This is a genomic window from Flavobacterium sp. 21.1, assembly GCF_057801535.1.
This window is the reverse complement of sequence record NZ_JBYNXA010000001.1, coordinates 1-20,890: the sequence shown is the minus strand read 5'-3', so window position 1 is coordinate 20,890 and position 20,890 is coordinate 1. Positions and strand designations below refer to the sequence as shown.

The window sequence follows — 20,890 nt, the reverse complement described above, 5'->3', positions numbered from 1 at the left end:
CAACCTGCAATCGGGATTTTAAAATATAAAAAATCTAAGTTACTGTTTGATAAACTTCGTATTCGATGTTCCTTTATCCGAATTGACCTTGATGAAATAATTTCCGGAAGACAGAGTAGAAACATCCACTTTTGAAATATCCTCCGCATTCGGAACCACCAACACCAATTGTCCCAATTGATTGTAGATACTTACAGAATTCAATTTGATTTTCTGATAGGTTTCAATATTCAAAACATCTTTCACCGGATTTGGATATACGATAAAATAATCCGAAAAGCTGAAATCCTGAGCTTTTAGCGCCTCAATGGTTGTTGTTGCCGTATTGGTTACGATCGGGAAATTATAATCAAAGTATATACTGGCTGAATTACTGAACGTATCTCCGTTAGTCAGCGTAGGTTTCGTTTTGATTTTAAAAACAACATACCCATCATTATTGGCATCATCAAAAGGAAGGTTAACGTTTTCGAAGATGAATTCCACTTTATTTTCCTTGATGCTCGTATAAAAATCATGACTTCCTTTTACCGGAACCAAAGAGCTTACATCGAATTTTGCCGTATCAATCATATCTTTCACCACAATATTCTGAGCCTGATAAGTCCCGGTATTTTCGAAACGGATCATGTAATGGACATAATCCCCTACTTTGTCCGGGGAAATCGTTGCGCCTTCCAGACAGATTTTATCATTTGGATCCATTGAATTAACCACTGTCTGATTTAATTCAAAAGTATTATCTTCAGGAGTTTCATCAACCATTGGTGAAGAGATGGTTACCAGGTAATTCAACACATCGCCGGCATTTACCGGAGGTGTATCCGTTGGAGAATTAATTCCTGTTGAGAGGTATATTGCTCTGCTTTCAAGCGGTTTCAAATCCGTAAAGTTCAATGGCATACTGCCTATATTTGATGTTTCGTCAAAAAATATGGTAACCGTTCCGGATTGCGTATAATTTCCCTTATTTTTAAAAAGAACGATATATTGGGCAGAAAAACCGGGAACCGCTGCAGATGTAGGAATCATTGAAACTTCCAGATCATGATGGATACCATTTGGCGTATAGCAGAATGGTATGTTAAACGGACTTGACTGCGCCGGAAATGTAAAGGTTACTGCTGATGGTGATACATTGAAGTAAGCCGGATTTTCTAAAACCGGAGTGATTGTATACGTCCCTGCTTCTAATGAAAGATTATACTCCCCTGAAGCGTCACCAATGATTGTATTGGTCGTTGCACTATTTGCAATTGAAAATTTGGGATTGGCAAGTTCCATATCTGCTGCGTCACAGCCGTTGGCATTGAAATCAATTTTGTTATTTCCATGAATGGTATAAACTGTACCACCAGGGACGAATGAACAATAACTGTTTATGTTACAATTGGCAATATCACTCATGTTGACTGCCATCTCAACATCTGATAACTGAAAATCGTCGACACAAATAAATGCAAGTCCGGTGTTACCAAAAACTTCCAGTTCTTCGGCACTGCCATTTTTAATAAACAGCGAGGTTAGCTGATTGCCCGAAACATGTAGCACCGTTAAATTATGCAGGCTGTTAGCATCGAATGTAGTCAGTAAATTGTTTTCAATGTGCAGAACCTCCAGATTTGGAAAATCTGCTGCATTTAATGCTGTTAATTGATTATTGGAACAATGTAGTTCGCGCAGATTGGTGATTCCGTTTAAATCTAAAGATGTTAAGAAATTATTGGAACAACGCAGTTTCTGAAGATTTGTTAAACCGCCGATATTTAATACAGACAACAGATTTCCTCTGCAATTCAGGGATTGTAAATTAGTGAAACTTAAGATACCGTCCAGAGAAGCAATACCGGAAAGTTTTACATCTAAAGAACTTACCTGTTCTGCTTCGGATTGTTGAATTTCGGCATCGTTGTTTGCGTCGATGGCAAAATACTCGCCGGCCAGATTTTTAGCAATCAGATTTGAGGCATTGGATGCTAATAGCGTTGCTTTAAAACTGGCATCGGGTATGGCAACAACATCGGGATTACCAGACGTACAAAGCGCATCAACTACGCAAGTGACGTAACCGTAAGAAGTTGCCTGTGCCTGAACACTGGCAATCTGTGAAGCATCTGCACAAATATAGGTCAGACCCGGATTATCAGCAAATTCCAAATTTCCTTCATTGACCCCGTTTTTGATATATAGAGACGTTAATTGATTACCCGAACAGTTCAGATTCTGAAGACTGGATATCGCATTTACATTTAGGGTAGTCAGAAGATTATTTGTAATTTCCAGAGTGACAAGACTAGGCAAACCGTTTAAATTTAAGGACGTCAACTGATTTTGCGAACAATGGATTTGTTGTAATCCCACGTTATCTGAGCAATCCAATTCCTGTAAATGGGTTAATCCGGTCACATCAACGGCGGAAAGTACTGAATTTCCTGAGCAAACCAACGATTCGAGATTGGTCAAAGTGCTAACATTCAGCGTTGGCAGATTATTGAGTCGGCAATTTAATGTTTGCAGATTGGTCAAACCGCTTACATTTAAGCTTGATAATCCATTAAATAGACATATCAAAATCCTTAAATTGTTCAAACCGCTCACATTTAATGAACCGCCGAACTGATTCCCTGTTCCGGCAGTAATTAACTCTTGCAAATTTGTTAAACCTGTGAGATTGATCGATGCTAACTGATTTAATGAACAATCTAATTTAATAAGGCTCGCTAAACCATTTAGATTTAAAGAGATTAACTGATTATTTGCGCAATTTAATTCCTGCAGATTGGTAAAACTCAGAATCCCTTCCAAAGAAGTTATAAATGGGTTGGATGGGGAGGAGAAATCGTGTTGAACGTCTAGATAACTTACTTGCATTGCTTCGGAGATTTGAATCTCGGAATCGTTATTGGCATCTATCTTAAAAAAAATCCCACTTAGATCTTTGGCTATAGAATTACTTGGATCTGCTTCCAGTAATTTAGCTTTAAAATTCGCATCGGGGAAAACAACAACTTGTGATGAAACACATAAACATGTAAAAAGGGCGGCGAATAAATAGTATAACTTTCTCATATTCAATAAATTAAAAAGCAAAATTACTTAAAATAGCCCGATAAACCCTGCGATTGTGCTGTCCGTTGACCTTGGAATTAGGGACATTGTCGAGAAAACAAAAATCCCGACTACAAACTGCAATCGGGATTTTTAAAGTATGAAAATTGTAACTTATTGTTTGATAAACTTGGTATTTGATGTTCCTTTATCCGAATTGATTTTGATGAAATAATTTCCTGAGGATAAATTAGAAACATCAACCGATTTTGTTTGATTCGCATTGGGAATTACCAATACCAATTGTCCCAACTGATTATAGATATTGATGGAACTTAATTCGATAGTTTGCTTGGTTTCTATGTTTAAAACGTCTTTCACCGGATTCGGGTACAGCATAAAATAGCTTGAGAAACTAAAATCCTGATTGCTCAACGCAGCAATGGTAGTTGTAGCGGTATTGGTTACAATCGGGAAGTTATAATCGAAATAGATACTCGCTGAATTGCTGAATGTATTTCCTGCCGTTAATGTTGGTTTCGTTTTGATTTTAAACGCTACATACCCATCGTTATTGGCATTATCAAAAGGTAAATTGATGTTCTCGAAAATGAATTCCACTTTATTGCCTGAAGTTATATTGGTTACAAATGAATGGCTTCCTTTAATCGGCACTAAAGAATTGATATCAAACTTGTTCGTATCGATCATGTCTTTTACCACGATGTTTTGTGCATTGGCAGTACCATTATTTTCAAATCGGATCATGTAATGCACGTACTTCCCTACTTCACTTGGTGCAATTGTTGCGCCTTCCAGACAGGTTTTGTCGTTTGGATCGTACGAGTTGACTACAGTTTGATTAAACGCAAATATATTATCAGTCGGTGTTTCATCAGTAGCTGCAGAAGTAATTGTAGCAGTATAGTTTAAAATATCTCCGCTATTTACCGCCGGTGATTCCATTGGAGAGTTTAAGTTTAACGTTAAAGCGATTACCTTGGTCTCAAAGAGTTGTAAATTGATAAAATTCCAAGATAAATTATTAACGGCTTGGTTTGACACAACAGGATTTGCTGAAACAAGATCCAAAACTGCATCATTAAACGTTAAGTTAACCGAGCCTGTTTGAGCTTGATTACCTTTGTTTCTGTAAATTATTCTATATAAAGCATCCGATCCAGGTATTGCAGAATTAGCTGGCAATATAGAAACCTCTAAATCAGGATGAACCCCATTTGCAGATACGCAGAAAAATTGATTAAATGGACTTAATTGTGTTGGAAAAGAGACAGTGACAGTTGATGGCGAAACACTAAAATAGGTTGGATTTTCAAATACAGGAGTAATAGTGTGAGTTCCTGCCTGAACCGGGATTGAATAATTTCCAGTAGTATTTGAAATCATACTTTCTGAATTTGTGCCGTCTGTAATGTTGAATTTTAAATTTGGAAAATCTGAATCGAAAGCGTCGCAACCATTGTTCGTAGCATCAAATTTATTATTTCCCTGAATAGTGTAAAAAGTCCCCCCTGGAACAAAGGAACAATAAGAGTTTAAATTACAATTGGTATAACCATACTGAATTATCAAATTTTGAATAGAAGTAAACTGGCTTTCATCAGCACAGATATACTGCAAATTCGGATTGTCTGAAAATTGCAATTCTTCATTTCTTGAATTTTTTATATATAGAGAGCTAAGCTGATTATTACTGCAATCTAAAAAGTTCAGTCTATTATTAGAATTTAAATTAAGGGTAGAAAGCTGATTATTTCCACATGTAAGATACCTCAAATTGATGTTTTCAGACAAATCTATATTACTTATTAAATTATTTGAAAAAGAAAAAATATCTAAAACTACACTATTGCTAACATCAATGTTTGTTAAAAAATTAAATCCACAATTCAACGTGTCCAATAAGGAATTCTGACTTACATCTAAGAATGTTAATTGATTGTCCGAACAATTTACACTATTTAAAAGAACATTGTTGGTAAGATTAAGAATCACTAAATCATTGTAACTACAGTTTAATTCTTCTAATTGGGTATTTGTATTTAAATTGATGGAACTAATATTATTATTTTCAAAAGATAAAATTTTCAGTAAAGTATTAGTAGTCAAATTTAGGTTTGAAATTTGATTAAGACCACAAGCTAGTCTTAGTAACAAAGTATTATTAGTAAGATTCAATGATGTCAATTGATTTTCACTACAAACAAAATATTTAAGATTAATTAAATCAGCTGTATTAATATTTACAAGCAAATTACCACTAATATAGAAATCAGTCAAATTTGCCAAACCACTAACATCTATGGTAGGTAGTACATTTCCAGAACAATTTAAATATTTTAAATTCGTTGCTCCTTTAAGTGATAATGTTGATAAACTATTATTAAAACATTCAAGTCTTTCCAGATTAAACAAACCACCAACATTTAAAGTTGTCAATTGATTTTGATAACACTGGATATACTTTAAATTTAACAATCCACTGACATTTAAATTCAACAATTGATTGCTCTGGCATTCTAAATTTTGAAGGCTGCTTAAACCGCTGATGTTAACAGAACCCAGCCGATTATTATTACAAATTAAATTTTGTAATTGCAATAAACCTGATACATTTAAAGATGTCAATTGACTTTGACAGCAATTTAAATATTTTAAATTTGTAACACCTGAAACATCTAATGTTACTAATGGATTGCTGTAACAGGTAACCGATTGAAGATTTAACAGTCCGTTTAAGTTCAGTGAAGTCAAGTTATTTTGAACACAATTTAGCGAAGCGATATTACTAAAGCTTAAAATACCTTCAAAAGAGGTTGCTTGTGTATTGATTATATACAAATCTTTTACGTTTAAAGCCTCACTTACCTGAATTTCTCCATCATTGTTGGCATCGATTTTAAAATAATTTCCGCTTAAATTCTTGGCAATAATATTAGAAGGACTTGCTTCTAATAGTTTCGCCTTAAAATTAGCATCCGGAAAGTTAATAATCTGTGCCTGAGAAAATCCTATAAAGCAAAACAGCAGAAGAAAAGAATATAGATTTTTCATAAAAGTAATTTAGTCACGTAAAATTATTGAAAGAAAAGACTTAAAAAGTATTTTTCTTACGAATTTTTGTGATATTTCCAAAATAAAACCAATTCATGTAAGGAAATTACAACTTATTCCTCTGTGTAATAAATGGCGTTCCTAACATACTTTAATACGTCACCCAACGTATTAAAACTGGTTCCTGACATACTTTAATACGTCACCCAACGTATTAAAACTGGTTCCTGACATATTTTAATACGTCACCCTACGTATTAAAAGTTGTTCCTGACCTATTTTAATACGTTACCCAACGTATTAAAAGTGGTTCTCAACGTATTTTAATACGTCACCCTACGTATTAAAACTGGCTCTCAATGTATTTTAATACGTCACCCAACGTATTAAAAGTGGTTCCTGACGTATTTTAATACATCACCCAACGTATTAAAAGTGATTACAAACGTATTTTAATACGTCACCCAACGTATTAAAAGTGGTTCCTGACGTATTTTAATATGTTACCCAACGTATTAGAAGTGGTTACAAACGTATTTTAATACGACATAAAAAAAATCCCAACCATTACCGGTTGGGATTTTAAATTTATTTGAATCTAAAAGATTACTCTCCTTTATCCATTTTAGCTTTCAATTCAGCTAAAGCGTCTAAATCACCTAAAGTGGTTTTTTCAGCCTGAGTAGAAGTTGATTGTGTAGACTCAGAAGCTTTCACGTTTTTCTCTTCTTCTTCACGGAAGATAGCAGTGTGAGAAGCAACTACTCTTTTGAATTCTTTGTTGAACTCAATTACTTTGAAGTCTGCAGTTTCACCTTTTTTCAATTTCTTACCGTCTTCTTTTTCTAAGTGACGAGTAGGAATGAAAGCAACGATATCGTCACCGAATTCTACAGTAGCACCTTTGTCAACGATTTCAGAGATAGTTCCGTTATGAACAGTTCCAACTGCGAAAGCATCTTCGTATTTATCCCAAGGGTTAGCAGTAGTTTGTTTGTGACCTAAAGATAATTTACGTCCTTCTACGTCTAATTCTAATACGATAACATCTAATTTGTCACCTACGTTAACGAATTCAGATGGGTGTTTGATTTTCTTAGTCCAAGAAAGGTCAGAGATATATACTAAACCGTCGATTCCTTCTTCTAACTCAACGAAAATTCCGAAGTTAGTAAAGTTTCTAACGATACCAGTGTGTTTAGAACCTACAGGGTATTTAGAAGTAATATCAGTCCAAGGATCTTGAGATAATTGTTTGATACCTAAAGACATTTTACGGTCTTCTCTGTCTAAAGTTAAGATAACTGCCTCAACAGTATCACCAACTTTTACGAAATCCTGAGCACTTCTTAAGTGAGTTGACCAAGACATTTCAGAAACGTGGATCAAACCTTCTACTCCTTCAGCAACTTCGATAAATGCACCATAATCAGCGATTACAACTACTTTACCTTTAACTTTATCACCAACTTGTAAGTTAGCATCTAAAGCGTCCCATGGGTGAGCGTGTAATTGTTTTAAACCTAATTGGATTCTTGTTTTCTCATCATCGAAATCAAGGATTACCACGTTAAGTTTCTGGTCTAATTCAAGAACTTCAGATGGGTGGTTGATTCTTGACCAAGATAAGTCAGTGATGTGGATTAATCCGTCTACACCTCCTAAGTCAATGAACACACCGTAAGAAGTAATGTTTTTAACAACACCTTCTAATACTTGTCCTTTTTCTAATTGACCGATGATTTCTTTTTTCTGTACTTCAATATCAGCTTCGATAAGCGCTTTGTGAGAAACAACAACGTTTTTGAACTCATGGTTGATTTTCACAACTTTGAACTCCATAGTTTTGTTTACATATTGATCGTAATCACGGATAGGTTTAACATCGATTTGAGAACCTGGTAAGAAAGCCTCAATACCAAATACGTCAACGATCATACCACCTTTAGTTCTGCATTTTACGAAACCGTTAACGATTTCTCCAGACTCATTAGCAGCGATAACTCTATCCCAAGCTTTGATTGTACGTGCTTTTCTGTGAGATAATACTAACTGACCTGATTTGTCCTCACGAACGTCGATTAATACTTCTACTTTGTCTCCAACTTTCAAGTTCGGGTTGTAACGGAACTCGTTTAAAGAGATAACACCTTCAGATTTAGCGTTGATGTCAACGATTGCGTCTCTTTCAGTGATTCTAACAACTACACCTTCTACTACTTCTTCAGCATCTGTAGAGATGAACGTTTTAGCTACTAATTCTTCGAATTCCAGTAAGTTTTTTTGATCTACTGCATCAATACCTTCTTCGAAGTTGTGCCAGTTAAAATTCGCTAAAAACTCTTCTTGTGTTTTGTTTACTTCAGACATGTCTGATAAAAAATTTGTATGCCGTGCCTCTTGAGTTTCTTAATGTGATAGAAAACAACAGCAGTGTTTTACATAAATAGTTGATACCTAAAGGAAACTCTTATCCACCAAAAGGTGCGCAAAATTAACAATAATTATTTAATTACCAAAGTTTTATTGAGTGATTGTCAGACAGCTTAGATTATCGTGCTGATAAATTAGATAAACTGCATCAATAACCGAATTACCAAACGGTTAGAACTAAAACCCGTGAAATCTAAGTCGTTTTAAAATCAAGTTCAAACCAGGAAGGCTGAAAGGGAGCGAATGGCTCGGGCATTTTTGGAAACGCAATTCCCGCTTTCAGTCGCACACGGTGCTTCCTCCAAACACATAGTGTTCATTGAACACCAAAACAAATAAGCTACCGTGAAATAATCGGGGCTACGAGATAAACGTCCTGATTATCAGTAAACAAAAAACCCGATGTAGTTCATCGGGTTACTGTATATATTAATGTGTTACGCTTTCCACGTCTTTAGGATTGTGCTTGTGCTTGAACAACACTGCAAACGCAATTGCAATTATCAAAGCATAACCCGCAAAAGCTATCCAGATATTATGCCAGTCTCTTTGGCCGTTCACCGTAAAATAAGTATCGATAACATAACCACTGATGATTCCGCCGAAAAACGCACCGAAACCGTTCGACATCATCATGAATAATCCCTGAGCAGAAGAACGAATCTTGGAATCCGTTGTAGTTTCCACAAATAATGATCCGGAGATATTAAAGAAGTCAAATGCCATTCCGTAAACAATACACGATAATATGATCATCCATAATCCTCCCGCAGGATCGCCGTATGCAAATAGTCCGAAACGCAATACCCACGCCAGCATACTCATCAGCATCACATTTTTAATTCCGAAACGTTTAAGGAAAAATGGAATCGCCAAAATAAATAAGGTTTCAGAAATCTGGGAAATCGACATGATGATCGTGGAATATCTTACCACGAAAGAATCAGCATATTGAGGGATTTTTTCAAATTCAGATAAATACGTGTCTCCATACATATTTGTTAACTGCAATGCTCCTCCTAAGAACATCGAGAAAATGAAAAACAAGGCCATTTTATAATTCGCGAAAAGCTTGAAAGCATTCAGTCCCAATGACTGCATTAATGACGAATCTTTTGATGTTTTATTCTGAGGAACGCAAGCCGGCAATGTAAAGGAATAAATTCCCAAAACCACCGCAGCTAAAGCCGAAATATAAAACATATTTACTGAAGCTTTGTTTCCGGTTAAATTAGTGATCCACATGGCTACGATAAAACCAACAGTACCCCAAACACGGATCGGTGGAAAAACTTTTACGACATCAAAATTATTATTCTTAAGAATCGTATATCCGATTGAATTTGACAAAGAAATCGTTGGCATATAACACAGCATCGCGGCAAAAATCACCCAGTAAAAAGTCATCGGATCATTCACCTGAGGTAAATACGCTATAGCTAAACCTCCTAAAATATGTAATATACCATACAGTCTTTCGGCGTTAACCCAACGGTCGGCAATAATTCCCGTTAAGGCCGGCATTAAAATAGAGGAAAGTCCCAATGTCGAAAAGATAGCTCCAAACTCGGCACCGCTCCATTGTTTTGTTCCGAACCAATAATTCCCAACAGTAATCAGCCACGCTCCCCAAACAAAGAATTGGAGGAAACTCATTAAAACAAGGCGGTTTTTCATATTCATAGCTTCTCTTTTGTGATATTAGGTTCTTAATTTTTTAAAAAGCCGGTAAATCTAACACTAAAAACAAAAAATCCAAAATAATTTAAACCATTCTCGTAGTTCAAATCATTTTGGATCAATTTATAAGTCGTTGTTACGCTGTAACAATATCTTCAACTAAATTTAAAACCAACTGAAACTGTTCTTTCCTTGTCATTGCAGAATTATCAATTTCAACTGCATCAGCAGCTTTTACCAGAGGGGAGTCTTCACGATGAGTATCAATATAATCCCGTTCGTTTACATTTTCCAAAACATCCTGAAATGTAACTTTCTGCCCTAACTCAAGAAGTTCGTCATAACGTCTTTGTGCTCTTGTTTCAGGGCTGGCGGTCATGAAGATCTTCAATTCGGCATGGGGAAACACAACCGTTCCGATATCTCTTCCGTCCATAACTATCGCCTTGTTCTTTCCCATTTTCTGCTGTTGCTCGACCAATTTGGCTCTGACTTCCGAAATTTCAGCAATTTTACTTACCAGACGGGAAACATCCAACGTTCTGATATCCGTTTCAACATTTTTACCATTTAGAAACATTTCGGCAAAACCCAAGTCCGGGTTAAATTCAAAATGTAAATGCAGGTCCGGCAGACTCTCAACCAGTTTAATTCTGTCCAAATGATCTTCGGATACATAATGATGCTGCATGGCAAAAACGGTCACAGCACGATACATCGCGCCGGTATCGACATAAACATAACCCAGTTTCTTTGCCAATTGTTTAGCAAGGGTACTTTTTCCGGTCGACGAAAATCCGTCTATAGCTATGGTAATTTTTTTCAAAATCTAATCGTTATTGTAAATTTATAGTTAACCCGAATAAGCTCATATTAGCCGCCACAGTATATCTTGAATACGAATAGTCAAATTTAACTTTATTGAATCGCAATCCAAAACCTACAGAGATTCCCGAAAAGTTTCGTTGATCAACAATTTTCAACTCTTCGCCTCTTCTGAAATTATAACTCAATCTTATATTAAATGCTTTTTTCGGAAACAGTTCTGCTCCAAAAATCACGTGTCGGAAAGCATTGCTGAAAAAAGTCACTTTCTCTTCTTTAGCCTCACCGTCAATCGTTTCTTCTGCCCTGTTCGGATTACTGAAAGCGATATTCCATTGTTGAAGATTTTCTAAAGTCAGATGCCATCTAAGCGGCACATTTTCCAATTCCTGCGAAATTCCGGCAATTATTTCCATCGGCAGTTTCTCCCTGTCTCCGGCGTAAGTCGTGATTTGTGTTCCGACATTCCGTACTACAAGCCCAATGTTGATATCATTTTTATCGTCAACATAAACACCACCGATATCTGCAGCGACACCAAACGAACTGTAACTCTCCAACGTCGAAGAAATCAGTTTGACATTTGCACCTACGTAAATTGGCGTCCATGGAATATTATAGGCATATCCTCCGGAAAGCGCAATTTCACTGCCTGTAAAGTCACTTGTTTTTTCTCCGTTTTCGTCATATCCTTCAAACTGACCGTAATTTACATAATTTACGCCAACATGCAATGTCTGCACGTGACGATCCCAGGTATAAGCATACGCACCCGTACCATAAGCTACTTCTCCAAAATAACTACCATAATTTAATGAAAGATGATTATCCATTTCAGCATTAATGGTTGCCGGATTATAGATTCCCTGGTTTACATCCTGATCGTAAATGGTAACGGTTTTCCCTCCTAAGGCAGCCTGTCTTGGCGAAGTCACTAAACTCAGAAACTGATAAGTATATTTTCCACCTATCTGACTGTAACTCACAGTGCAAATCAGCAGTAAAAAGAAAGTCAGAAGTTTCTTGTACATTTATTGGTTCTCGTTTCTGGATGAATAACGCAATTGCGAAGATAAAATTATAAACGGGATTACACAAAAAAAGAAATTCCAACTTATTCTAAATTGGAATTTCCGCTTTGCAGTTTATAACTTTTTAGGGTTTTTCACTTTCTGATTTGTTATCGCGATATTCAGAACTTCTTCCATCGTATCGACATAATGGAATGTCAGTCCCTCAATGTATTCCGGTTTGATTTCATCAATGTCAAATTTGTTTTCCTGACAAAGGATAATTTCTTTAATATTAGCTCGTTTCGCAGCCAGGATCTTTTCTTTGATCCCTCCTACCGGCAATACTTTTCCTCGAAGTGTAATTTCCCCTGTCATTGCCAGGCTTTTCTTCACTCGCCTTTGCGTAAAGCTGGAAACCAAAGAGGTCAACATCGCCACACCGGCACTTGGTCCGTCTTTCGGAGTAGCACCTTCAGGTACGTGAATGTGAATATTGTATTTCTCCAAAACTTCAGAATTGATGCCTAATTTTTCAGCATTGGATTTAATGTACTCCAAAGCAATTGTTACGGATTCCTTCATAACCGTACCTAAGTTCCCGGTCATGGTCATCCCTCCTTTTCCTTTTGAAATGATGGATTCGATAAATAGGATATCGCCCCCAACACTGGTCCAAGCCAAACCTGTAACTACACCGGCCGTTTCATTATTTTCATATTTATCGCGCTCTAAACGTGGCGCTCCTAACACTTTAATGATATCTTCATCAGTTACTTTTATATTGTATTCTTCTTCCAAAGCAATGCTTTTAGCCGCGTTTCTGACTACCGATGCGATTTTTTTCTCAAGGGAACGAACCCCTGATTCTCTGGTATAGCCTACAACAATTTTTTCAAGTTGTTTTTTGCCGATCTGCAGGTTTTTTGAGGTTAAACCATGCTCTTTTAATTGTTTTGGCAACAAATGTTGTTTGGCAATCTCGATTTTCTCTTCAATGGTATAACCGGTCATATTAATAACTTCCATTCGGTCACGCAAAGCAGGTTGAATACTTGTCATACTGTTTGAAGTTGCAATGAACATCACTTTAGACAAATCGAAGCCCATTTCAAGGAAATTATCGTAGAAATCCGAGTTTTGTTCAGGATCCAATACTTCCAATAATGCTGATGACGGATCTCCGTTGAAACTGCTTGATAATTTATCGATCTCATCCAAAACGAATACCGGATTGGAAGTACCGGCTTTCTTCAGACTCTGAATGATTCGCCCTGGCATTGCTCCAATGTAAGTTTTTCTGTGACCTCTGATTTCAGCTTCATCGCGTAAACCTCCCAATGAAATACGCACATATTGCCTGCCCAAGGCTTCAGCAATTGACTTTCCGATAGACGTTTTTCCGACTCCCGGAGGCCCATACAAACAAAGAATCGGCGATTTCATGTCGTTACGTAATTTCAAAACAGCAAGATGTTCGATGATACGTTTTTTAACATCGTCTAAACCAAAATGATCCCGATCTAGTATTTTCTGAGCATTTTTTAAATCGAATTTATCAGCAGAGTATTCATTCCATGGTAATTCCAGAAACAATTCCAGATAATTTCGCTGGATGCCAAAATCCGGACTCTGTGGATTCATTCGCTGTAATTTTGAAATTTCCTTATCAAAATGTTTTGCTACTTTCTCTTCCCACTTTTTTGTTTTGGCTTTACTGCGCATTTCTTCAATTTCCTGATCGTGCGAAACACCACCCAATTCTTCCTGAATGGTTTTCATCTGTTGATGAAGGAAATATTCACGCTGCTGCTGATCTAAATCGAATCGTACTTTTGACTGAATATCATTTTTCAATTCCAGCTTCTGAAATTCAATATTCATATAGCGTAATGTCTCTAATGCTCTGTCTTTTAAATTATTAACAGACAGTAATTCTTGTTTTTCTTCAACTGAAAGATTCATGTTGGAAGAAACAAAATTGATCAGAAACGGATCGCTCTCTATATTTTTTATCGCAAACGTAGCTTCGGTCGGAATATTTGGACTTTCCTTAATAATCTCAATAGCCAGTTCCTTGATGGAATCTATTATGGCAGTAAATTCTTTATCCTTACTTTTAGGACGAATTTCTTCAACTTCTTTAACTTTAGCTTTAAGATAAGGTTCGTCAGTTGTAATGGAATCGATTTCAAAACGTTTTTTACCCTGCAAAATAACCGTTGTATTTCCGTCAGGCAGTTTTAAAACACGAAGAATCTTTGCAACAGTTCCCACCGAATGTATATCCGCAACCGTAGGCTCTTCTACATTTTCATCCCTCTGAGCAACAACACCAATGATTTTATCACCCATATTGGCATCATTGATAAGTTTAATGGATTTGTCTCTTCCGGCAGTAATTGGAATTACAACCCCCGGAAACAGTACAGTATTTCGCAAAGGTAATATCGGCAATTCACCGGGAAGGGTTTCATTATTCATCTCTTCTTCATCTTCGGGAGTTAACAACGGAATTAATTCTGCATCCGTGTCGATTTCCTGAAGTGACAGATTGTCAAGCGTAAGTATTTTTTGATGTGGCATAATATTTTTAGGACTTTTTGTCATTAAATAATAAGGAGTAGTTTTACATTTATACAGATGTATAAACGCTAACTTGTTGTATATATGTACAAATTTACGTTTTATTAAAATTCTTTCTTTGTATTAGTCAATCTTTATGCCAATAAAAAAAGCCTGAAAAATTTTTCAGGCTTTTTCATTCTTTATGTAAAGAATTATTGTTTTGTATAAATCATCGTTATACCTGAAGAAAGAAACTCCGGTGTATCAATAGGAATACCTACAATAGTTCCCATATCTTCTCTTATGATAAGTTGATTTCCTGATAATGTGTAACTATCAGTATAAGACACACCTGCATCTGTGTAAGTCAAAGTTACAGTACCTCCTGAGTAAGCCCAAGTCCCTGTAATCAAAGGATCAGTAAAACACTGAAGCGCATCAACAGTAGAAATATCAACACCTTTAGAATCAGCGGTAAAAGTATTATCATCATTCAATGTTAAAAACATATTGTTAAAACACGTTGTTTCATTCATCTGATTAGAAGAAGCTTCACCATCACGATTTAAATCAGTCTGAACATCCGTATTAAAAGCTGTCAATTTGTATCTTCCTGCGATTTCATCATCCGTAGTTCCTGTTAGCACAGCCGGATCAACGGGCTCCGTATCTCCACAAGATGTAAACAAAACAGCTGAAAACATTGTCATTGCTGCTAAAAGTGTAATTCTTTTCATAATTATTTTTTAGAGGTCTTTTGTAAATTTTTCCAAATATAATATAATTTTATTTTAATCATCATTTTTTAGGAACTCTTGTAAGCAAGAAAATCCCTGAGGCAAAAAACAGCGCTAAAAAAACAATTGAATTTCGCATACTTCCCGTTAACTGGTCAATCAGCCCATACAAAAACATTCCAATTACAATTCCTATTTTTTCAGATACGTCATAGAAACTGAAAAAAGAAGCTGTATCCTTAGTCTCAGGTAAAAATTTTGAATAGGTTGAACGGGACAACGACTGAATTCCGCCCATCACCAATCCCACAAAACCGGCAGTAATATAAAAATGAATGGGTAATTTTACAAAGAACGCACATATACAAACCGCCATCCAGATGGCGTTGATCGCAATTAATGTATTAATGTTTCCGAATTTCTCAGAAGCTCTTGAGGTAATTACGGCGCCTAAAACAGCAACCAGCTGAATTACCAATATACTTATGATTAATCCCATAGTTCTTTCCCCATCAGATGCCCAGGCAATTTCCTGTTCGCCAAAATAGGTCGCAGCAAGCATAACCGTCTGAACAGCCATACTATAAATGAAGAAACTTATAAGATATCTTTTTAAGCGAAGATCTTGTTCTAATAAAACCCACACTTTCTTCAATTCTTTAAAACCATTAAAAACAACGGCACTATGCATTTTTTTATCTCCGTTGGTTCCTTTTGGTAAATAACGGAAAGCGTACTGACTAAAAACAATCCACCAAACGCCAACCGATACGAAGGAATATTGCATCGCTTTTTTTGTAGCCTCACTTTCGTCACCTTCAATCCCAAACAAATTTGGTTTCATTACCATTACGAGATTAATGATCAATAAAATAACACTTCCCAGATATCCCATTGAATAACCACGGGCACTTACCCTATCCTGTTGCTCCGGAAAAGCTATATCGGGTAAATAGGAATTGTAAAATACAAGACTGCCCCAAAATCCAATCAGACCAAAGAAATAACAAGCCAAACTAAAGTAAATGTTATCCAAATCAAACCAACAAAGACCAATGGTCGATAATGCGCCCAAATAACAAAAAAAGCGCATAAAGGATTTCTTATTTCCCGCATAATCAGCAATACCGGAAAGAAGTGGTGAAAAAAAAGCAACCATTAAAAAAGCAACTGCTGTAGTAAAACTTATCAAAGCCGTACTTTTCAAAGTTGTTCCGAAAACTTCGATATAGAGCGTACCTTTTTCTTTAAATAGCAGGCCATAATAAATCGGAAAAATCGCAGAAGCAATTACCAGACTGTAAACTGAGTTTGCCCAATCATAAGACACCCACGCATTTAATAATTTTGAACTTCCTTTGTCAAGTTGCATCATAATACTTTTTTGAATAAAAAAAATCCCGACTTACATCGGGATTCGAATATACATATTTTTTCTTACTTAAAATTTAACACCAAATTTCGCTGCTTCTTCTTTTGCTTTTGGTACCAGTTTTTTCAGATTGGCAATTCTCGTTTCATCGGAAGGGTGCGTACTCATAAACTCCGGCGGCTTATTTCCACCTGCATTTGCCGACATTCGCTGCCAAAATTCAATAGCTTGATCCGGATTGTAACCCGCAACTGCCATAAGTGTTAAACCAATCATATCGGCTTCGCTTTCATGAGAACGGCTGAAAGGCATCATAGCACCATACTCAGTTCCAACTCCGTAAGCTGTCATAATAGCTGTTTGTGTTTCTTTACTTTGGCCACCAGCTGCAACACCTAATCCAACAGCCCCCAATTGCTGTAACATTCCGGCACTCATACGTTGTTGCCCGTGATTGGCCAAGGCGTGTGCAACCTCATGACCCATAACGGTAGCCATCCCGGCATCATCTTTACAGATTGGTAAGATTCCGGTATAAAAAACGATCTTTCCTCCCGGCATACACCAGGCATTAACTTCTTTACTGTCAACTAAATGATATTCCCATTGGTATCCATTCAGATAGCCCTCATTACCATTGGCTTTCAGCCATTTTTCAGCCGCTACTTTAATCTTCATTCCTACACTTTCAACACGTTCAGCATCTTTGGTTCCTTTAATTACCTTATTTTCTCCTAAAAACTGATTGTATTGTTGAAAAGATGATGGAAAAATTTGACTATTCGGCACTAAAGCCATAGTGTTTTTTCCGGTAAAGGGATTCTTTGCACAGGAAATTACAACTATTAGTGCGGCCATTACTATTATGCGGATTTTCATATTCATAATGTCAGAATTTTATAAAAACAAATTTAAAAAATTACCATGAAAAAACGTGTTAATTTCACCTCAAAATTAGCTTCTACTAAAATTACACGTAAAAGAAAGAACAGTAAAAACTCCTATTTTCTAACTATTTTTAAGAATAATTTATAACGGAATACACCATTAAAGAAGTAACTTGCAGTATATTCTTTACAGAAAATGAAAAAACCAAAACACCAGCAAACAATTAAAATTCCCAAGGTAATTCTTTATACTGCAAAGATATTGGAGAGCATTTCCCCGAATCTGGCAACAAATTTTGCTATAAGATTATTCACTACACCTATACGCCATGCACTGCCGAAAAGAGAAATGGAAATGGATGCAAAAAGTGAACAGCAATTAATTACTGTAAAAAAGATCAATAAACAGATAATGTTATATCGTTATGGTAATTCAGACAAGAAAATTCTCTTGGTCCACGGGTGGTCCGGAAGAGGAACACAGTTGGTAAAAATCGCTGATGAATTTATAAAACTCGGCTATTCAACCATCAGTTTTGACGCGCCGGCTCATGGAAAATCACCCGGAAAAACAAGTAATATGACCGAATTTATCGCCGCTGTTCTGCAACTTGAAAAAGATTTTGGTCCATTTGAATTTGCTGTTGGCCACTCTTTAGGAGGCATGACGATTATGAACGCAATTAAAAGAGGTTTAAATGTAAAAAAAGCTGTGATAATCGGATCTGGCGATGTGGTTCAGGATATAATGGACGATTTTGTACTAAAACTTGGTCTTAAACAGGAAACAAGCAACAAAATGCGGGCAATATTTGAAAATAAAATCGGGGAAACCATGAACAGTTATTCTACGTATATAGCTTCAAAAGAAGTTACTGTTCCTGTTTTGGTAATTCATGATGAAGACGACGATGATGTTCCCGTTTCAGCTGCACATCACATCCACAAAGAATTAGCAAAAGGTCAAATACTGATTACCAAAGAATTAGGACATAGAAAAATTTTAGGCGATGCGAAAGTAATCAGAAAAATTGTTTCATTTATTCAGTAAAAAGATGAAAAAAATAATTGTCATATTAGTAATTGGTATGTTTATTTCCTGTAGTGGTCAGGAAAAGAAAATGGAGACGAAAACGGTTTCCGTACCAACCGTGGAGGACCAATGGAAAGCCAAATTGACTCCCGAACAATACGAGGTTTTAAGGGAAAAAGGAACTGAGCGACCTTTCACCGGTAAATATTGGAAACATTTTGAAAAAGGTATTTACGTTTGTGCGGCCTGCGGAAATCCATTATTTACTTCCGATGCCAAATTCGATTCAGATTGCGGATGGCCATCTTTTGATCAGGCGATAAAAGGATCTGTAAAATACACAACCGACACCAGTTTCGGTATGGAACGAATAGAAGTTACCTGTGCCAAATGTGGCGGGCATCTAGGACATGTATTTGATGACGGTCCAGCCGAAACAACAGGAAAACGTTTTTGTACAAATTCAATTTCAATACAATTTATTCCCGCGAAGCAATGAAATATACTGTTGAAAAATCCGAAGCTGACTGGAGAAGTCAATTAGGAGAAGAGAAATATAGAATATTACGTCAAAAAGGAACCGAATATCCACACACCGGAGAATATAATCTCCTTTTTGAAAACGGAACCTACTGCTGCGGTGCATGCGGCGAACCACTTTTTGAAAGTGAAACCAAATTTGATGGGCATTGTGGCTGGCCTTCGTTTGATGAAGCCATCCCCGGAAAAGTGGAATATCTTAAAGATACATCTCACGGAATGTTGCGAACAGAAATTTTGTGCGCAAAATGTGGCAGCCATCTCGGACATGTTTTTAATGACGGACCAACAAAAACAGGAATACGTTATTGCGTAAATTCCCTATCTTTAGATTTCCATAAAAAATAAAGCATGAATTTATTCGAAGAACAAACCGATTGGGCTGTTAATTTAAAGCCATTAATTGAAAAATATAAAGGTAAAAAGCATCCTTTAGACTATCAAAATGTTTACCAACTAATGATTATGGTAATCCTTTCGGCGCAGGATTCGGACGCTAATATCAACAAGATTGCTCCTGCCCTTTTTGAAGTATATCCCAATCTTGAAAGTTTGGCCGTTTCAAATGTTGATGCTCTGATTCCGCATATCACTAAAGTCCGCAATTTTGGAACTAAAGCAAACTGGATCATTGAAATAGCACAGCTACTTAAGAAAGATAAAAATATTCCGTTGAATATGGAAGATTTAGTTGCGTTGAAAGGCATCGGAAGAAAGTCAGCTAATGTAATCATGAGGGAAGCCCATGTCCCTGCGGAAGGAATTATAGCAGATTTGCATGTAATCAGAGTAGCTCCGCGAATTGGATTAATCTCAGAATCCAAAGACGGGAATAAAGTAGAAAAGCAATTAATGCAAATACTACCGAAGGAAATTTGGGGCGAAATCGGTATGGCACTATCCTTTTTAGGTCGCGAAATTTGTCGTCCAACGAATCCGAAATGCGAGATTTGTCCTGTAAATCATTGCTGTGATTACTTTAGAAATTTAAAGAAGTAATTCATATAAAACACTTAAAAACAATTCATTACGGATTATTTTTTTGGCGTGTCCTTTCAGGCCGGGCTGTCCGCTGTATCTTTTTTGCCAAGACGTATCAGTTGATACTTAAATAATGCCATGGCAAAAAAGGATGCCGCTTCCATCCCTCACGCAAACTCCCATTAAAAAACAAAAAACCCTCATCACATAGTAATAAGGATCTCCTAAAGCAAAGCTGCAACATAGTCTGCCGCGGGTTAGCTCTGGTTTTACCTCTATTTTTCTTAAAATAAAACCGGTATAAAACAAAAAACCCTATCCGTTTGGATAGGGTTTTCAAAAGAAAGGCGGCGGATCGAGCCCAAAGGGCGACACGCTGCACCTATAAAAAAATAACCCCGGCTTTTCAGCCGGGGTTACTAAAGAAAGGCGGCGACATACTCTCCCACAGGTTTGCAGTACCATCTGCGCAGGCGGGCTTAACTTCTCTGTTCGGAATGGGAAGAGGTGAGCCCCGCCGCAATAACCACCTTAAGTCGTTTTTGCAAGGGTAATCAGCTTTTGCTAACTAACATTACACTAATATCTTAACATACTGAGATAAAAATCAGATTATTTTTAGAAAGTTTCCTGCGCCCGCACAAGGCGGACGCAAGCGTGTACATAAGCTTACGGGTTATTAGTACTACTCGGCTATGACA

14 protein-coding genes and 1 rRNA gene are annotated in these 20,890 nt (G+C 36.6%); 4 read left to right on the top strand and 11 right to left on the bottom strand.

What is annotated here, in order from left to right:
* Positions 1 to 39 precede the first annotated feature (39 nt).
* The 10 genes from AC3E9U_RS00075 to AC3E9U_RS00030 all read right to left on the bottom strand — a co-directional run bounded on the left by AC3E9U_RS00075 (position 40) and on the right by AC3E9U_RS00030 (position 17,633).
* Positions 40 to 3,069 (bottom strand): DUF7619 domain-containing protein, encoded by a 3,030-nt coding sequence (locus AC3E9U_RS00075; RefSeq protein ID WP_488744864.1) that lies wholly within the window; start codon positions 3,067 to 3,069, stop codon positions 40 to 42.
* A gap of 153 nt (positions 3,070 to 3,222) precedes the next feature.
* Complete coding sequence (locus tag AC3E9U_RS00070) at positions 3,223 to 6,123, bottom strand: T9SS type A sorting domain-containing protein (RefSeq protein WP_488744863.1); 2,901 nt, start codon at positions 6,121 to 6,123, stop codon at positions 3,223 to 3,225.
* A gap of 606 nt (positions 6,124 to 6,729) precedes the next feature.
* Complete coding sequence (gene rpsA, locus AC3E9U_RS00065) at positions 6,730 to 8,493, bottom strand: 30S ribosomal protein S1 (protein ID WP_488744862.1); 1,764 nt, start codon at positions 8,491 to 8,493, stop codon at positions 6,730 to 6,732.
* A gap of 492 nt (positions 8,494 to 8,985) precedes the next feature.
* Positions 8,986 to 10,239: a nucleoside permease gene (locus AC3E9U_RS00060; RefSeq protein ID WP_488744861.1), complete on the bottom strand. Its 1,254-nt coding sequence runs from the start codon at positions 10,237 to 10,239 to the stop codon at positions 8,986 to 8,988.
* A gap of 133 nt (positions 10,240 to 10,372) precedes the next feature.
* On the bottom strand, positions 10,373 to 11,062 hold the full coding sequence (cmk, locus tag AC3E9U_RS00055) for a (d)CMP kinase (protein WP_488744860.1): 690 nt from the start codon (positions 11,060 to 11,062) through the stop codon (positions 10,373 to 10,375).
* A gap of 10 nt (positions 11,063 to 11,072) precedes the next feature.
* On the bottom strand, positions 11,073 to 12,092 hold the full coding sequence (porQ, locus tag AC3E9U_RS00050; protein WP_488744859.1) for a type IX secretion system protein PorQ: 1,020 nt from the start codon (positions 12,090 to 12,092) through the stop codon (positions 11,073 to 11,075).
* A 114-nt stretch (positions 12,093 to 12,206) separates the two neighbouring features.
* Positions 12,207 to 14,657 (bottom strand): endopeptidase La, encoded by a 2,451-nt coding sequence (gene lon, locus AC3E9U_RS00045; RefSeq protein ID WP_488744858.1) that lies wholly within the window; start codon positions 14,655 to 14,657, stop codon positions 12,207 to 12,209.
* A gap of 194 nt (positions 14,658 to 14,851) precedes the next feature.
* On the bottom strand, positions 14,852 to 15,376 hold the full coding sequence (locus tag AC3E9U_RS00040) for a lipocalin-like domain-containing protein (protein WP_488744857.1): 525 nt from the start codon (positions 15,374 to 15,376) through the stop codon (positions 14,852 to 14,854).
* Positions 15,377 to 15,437: 61 nt separating this feature from the next.
* Complete coding sequence (locus AC3E9U_RS00035; protein WP_488744856.1) at positions 15,438 to 16,751, bottom strand: MFS transporter; 1,314 nt, start codon at positions 16,749 to 16,751, stop codon at positions 15,438 to 15,440.
* Between the two features lie 66 nt (positions 16,752 to 16,817).
* Positions 16,818 to 17,633, bottom strand: a complete 816-nt coding sequence (locus tag AC3E9U_RS00030; protein WP_488744855.1) for a M48 family metallopeptidase — start codon at positions 17,631 to 17,633, stop codon at positions 16,818 to 16,820.
* A gap of 198 nt (positions 17,634 to 17,831) precedes the next feature.
* Between AC3E9U_RS00030 and AC3E9U_RS00025 the strand changes: the two genes are divergently transcribed.
* The 4 genes from AC3E9U_RS00025 (at position 17,832) to AC3E9U_RS00010 (ending at position 20,207) form a co-directional block, all read left to right on the top strand.
* Positions 17,832 to 18,686, top strand: coding sequence for an alpha/beta fold hydrolase (locus AC3E9U_RS00025; protein ID WP_488744854.1), 855 nt, complete (start codon positions 17,832 to 17,834; stop codon positions 18,684 to 18,686).
* 70 nt (positions 18,687 to 18,756) lie between these two features.
* Positions 18,757 to 19,167 carry a peptide-methionine (R)-S-oxide reductase MsrB gene (gene msrB, locus AC3E9U_RS00020; RefSeq protein WP_488745489.1) on the top strand — a complete coding sequence of 137 codons (411 nt, stop codon included), beginning with the start codon at positions 18,757 to 18,759 and terminating at the stop codon, positions 19,165 to 19,167.
* The gene (gene msrB / locus AC3E9U_RS00015; RefSeq protein ID WP_488744853.1) at positions 19,164 to 19,556 is read left to right on the top strand and encodes a peptide-methionine (R)-S-oxide reductase MsrB; all 393 of its coding nucleotides are present in this window, start codon (positions 19,164 to 19,166) and stop codon (positions 19,554 to 19,556) included. Before msrB (AC3E9U_RS00020) ends, msrB (AC3E9U_RS00015) begins: the two co-directional genes overlap by 4 nt.
* A 3-nt stretch (positions 19,557 to 19,559) precedes the next feature.
* A complete protein-coding gene (locus tag AC3E9U_RS00010) occupies positions 19,560 to 20,207 on the top strand; it encodes an endonuclease III domain-containing protein (RefSeq protein ID WP_488744852.1) in 648 nt (215 codons plus the stop codon).
* 406 nt (positions 20,208 to 20,613) lie between these two features.
* Here AC3E9U_RS00010 and rrf read toward each other — a convergent pair.
* A 5S ribosomal RNA gene (gene rrf / locus AC3E9U_RS00005) occupies positions 20,614 to 20,723 on the bottom strand.
* Positions 20,724 to 20,890: the final 167 nt, after the last annotated feature.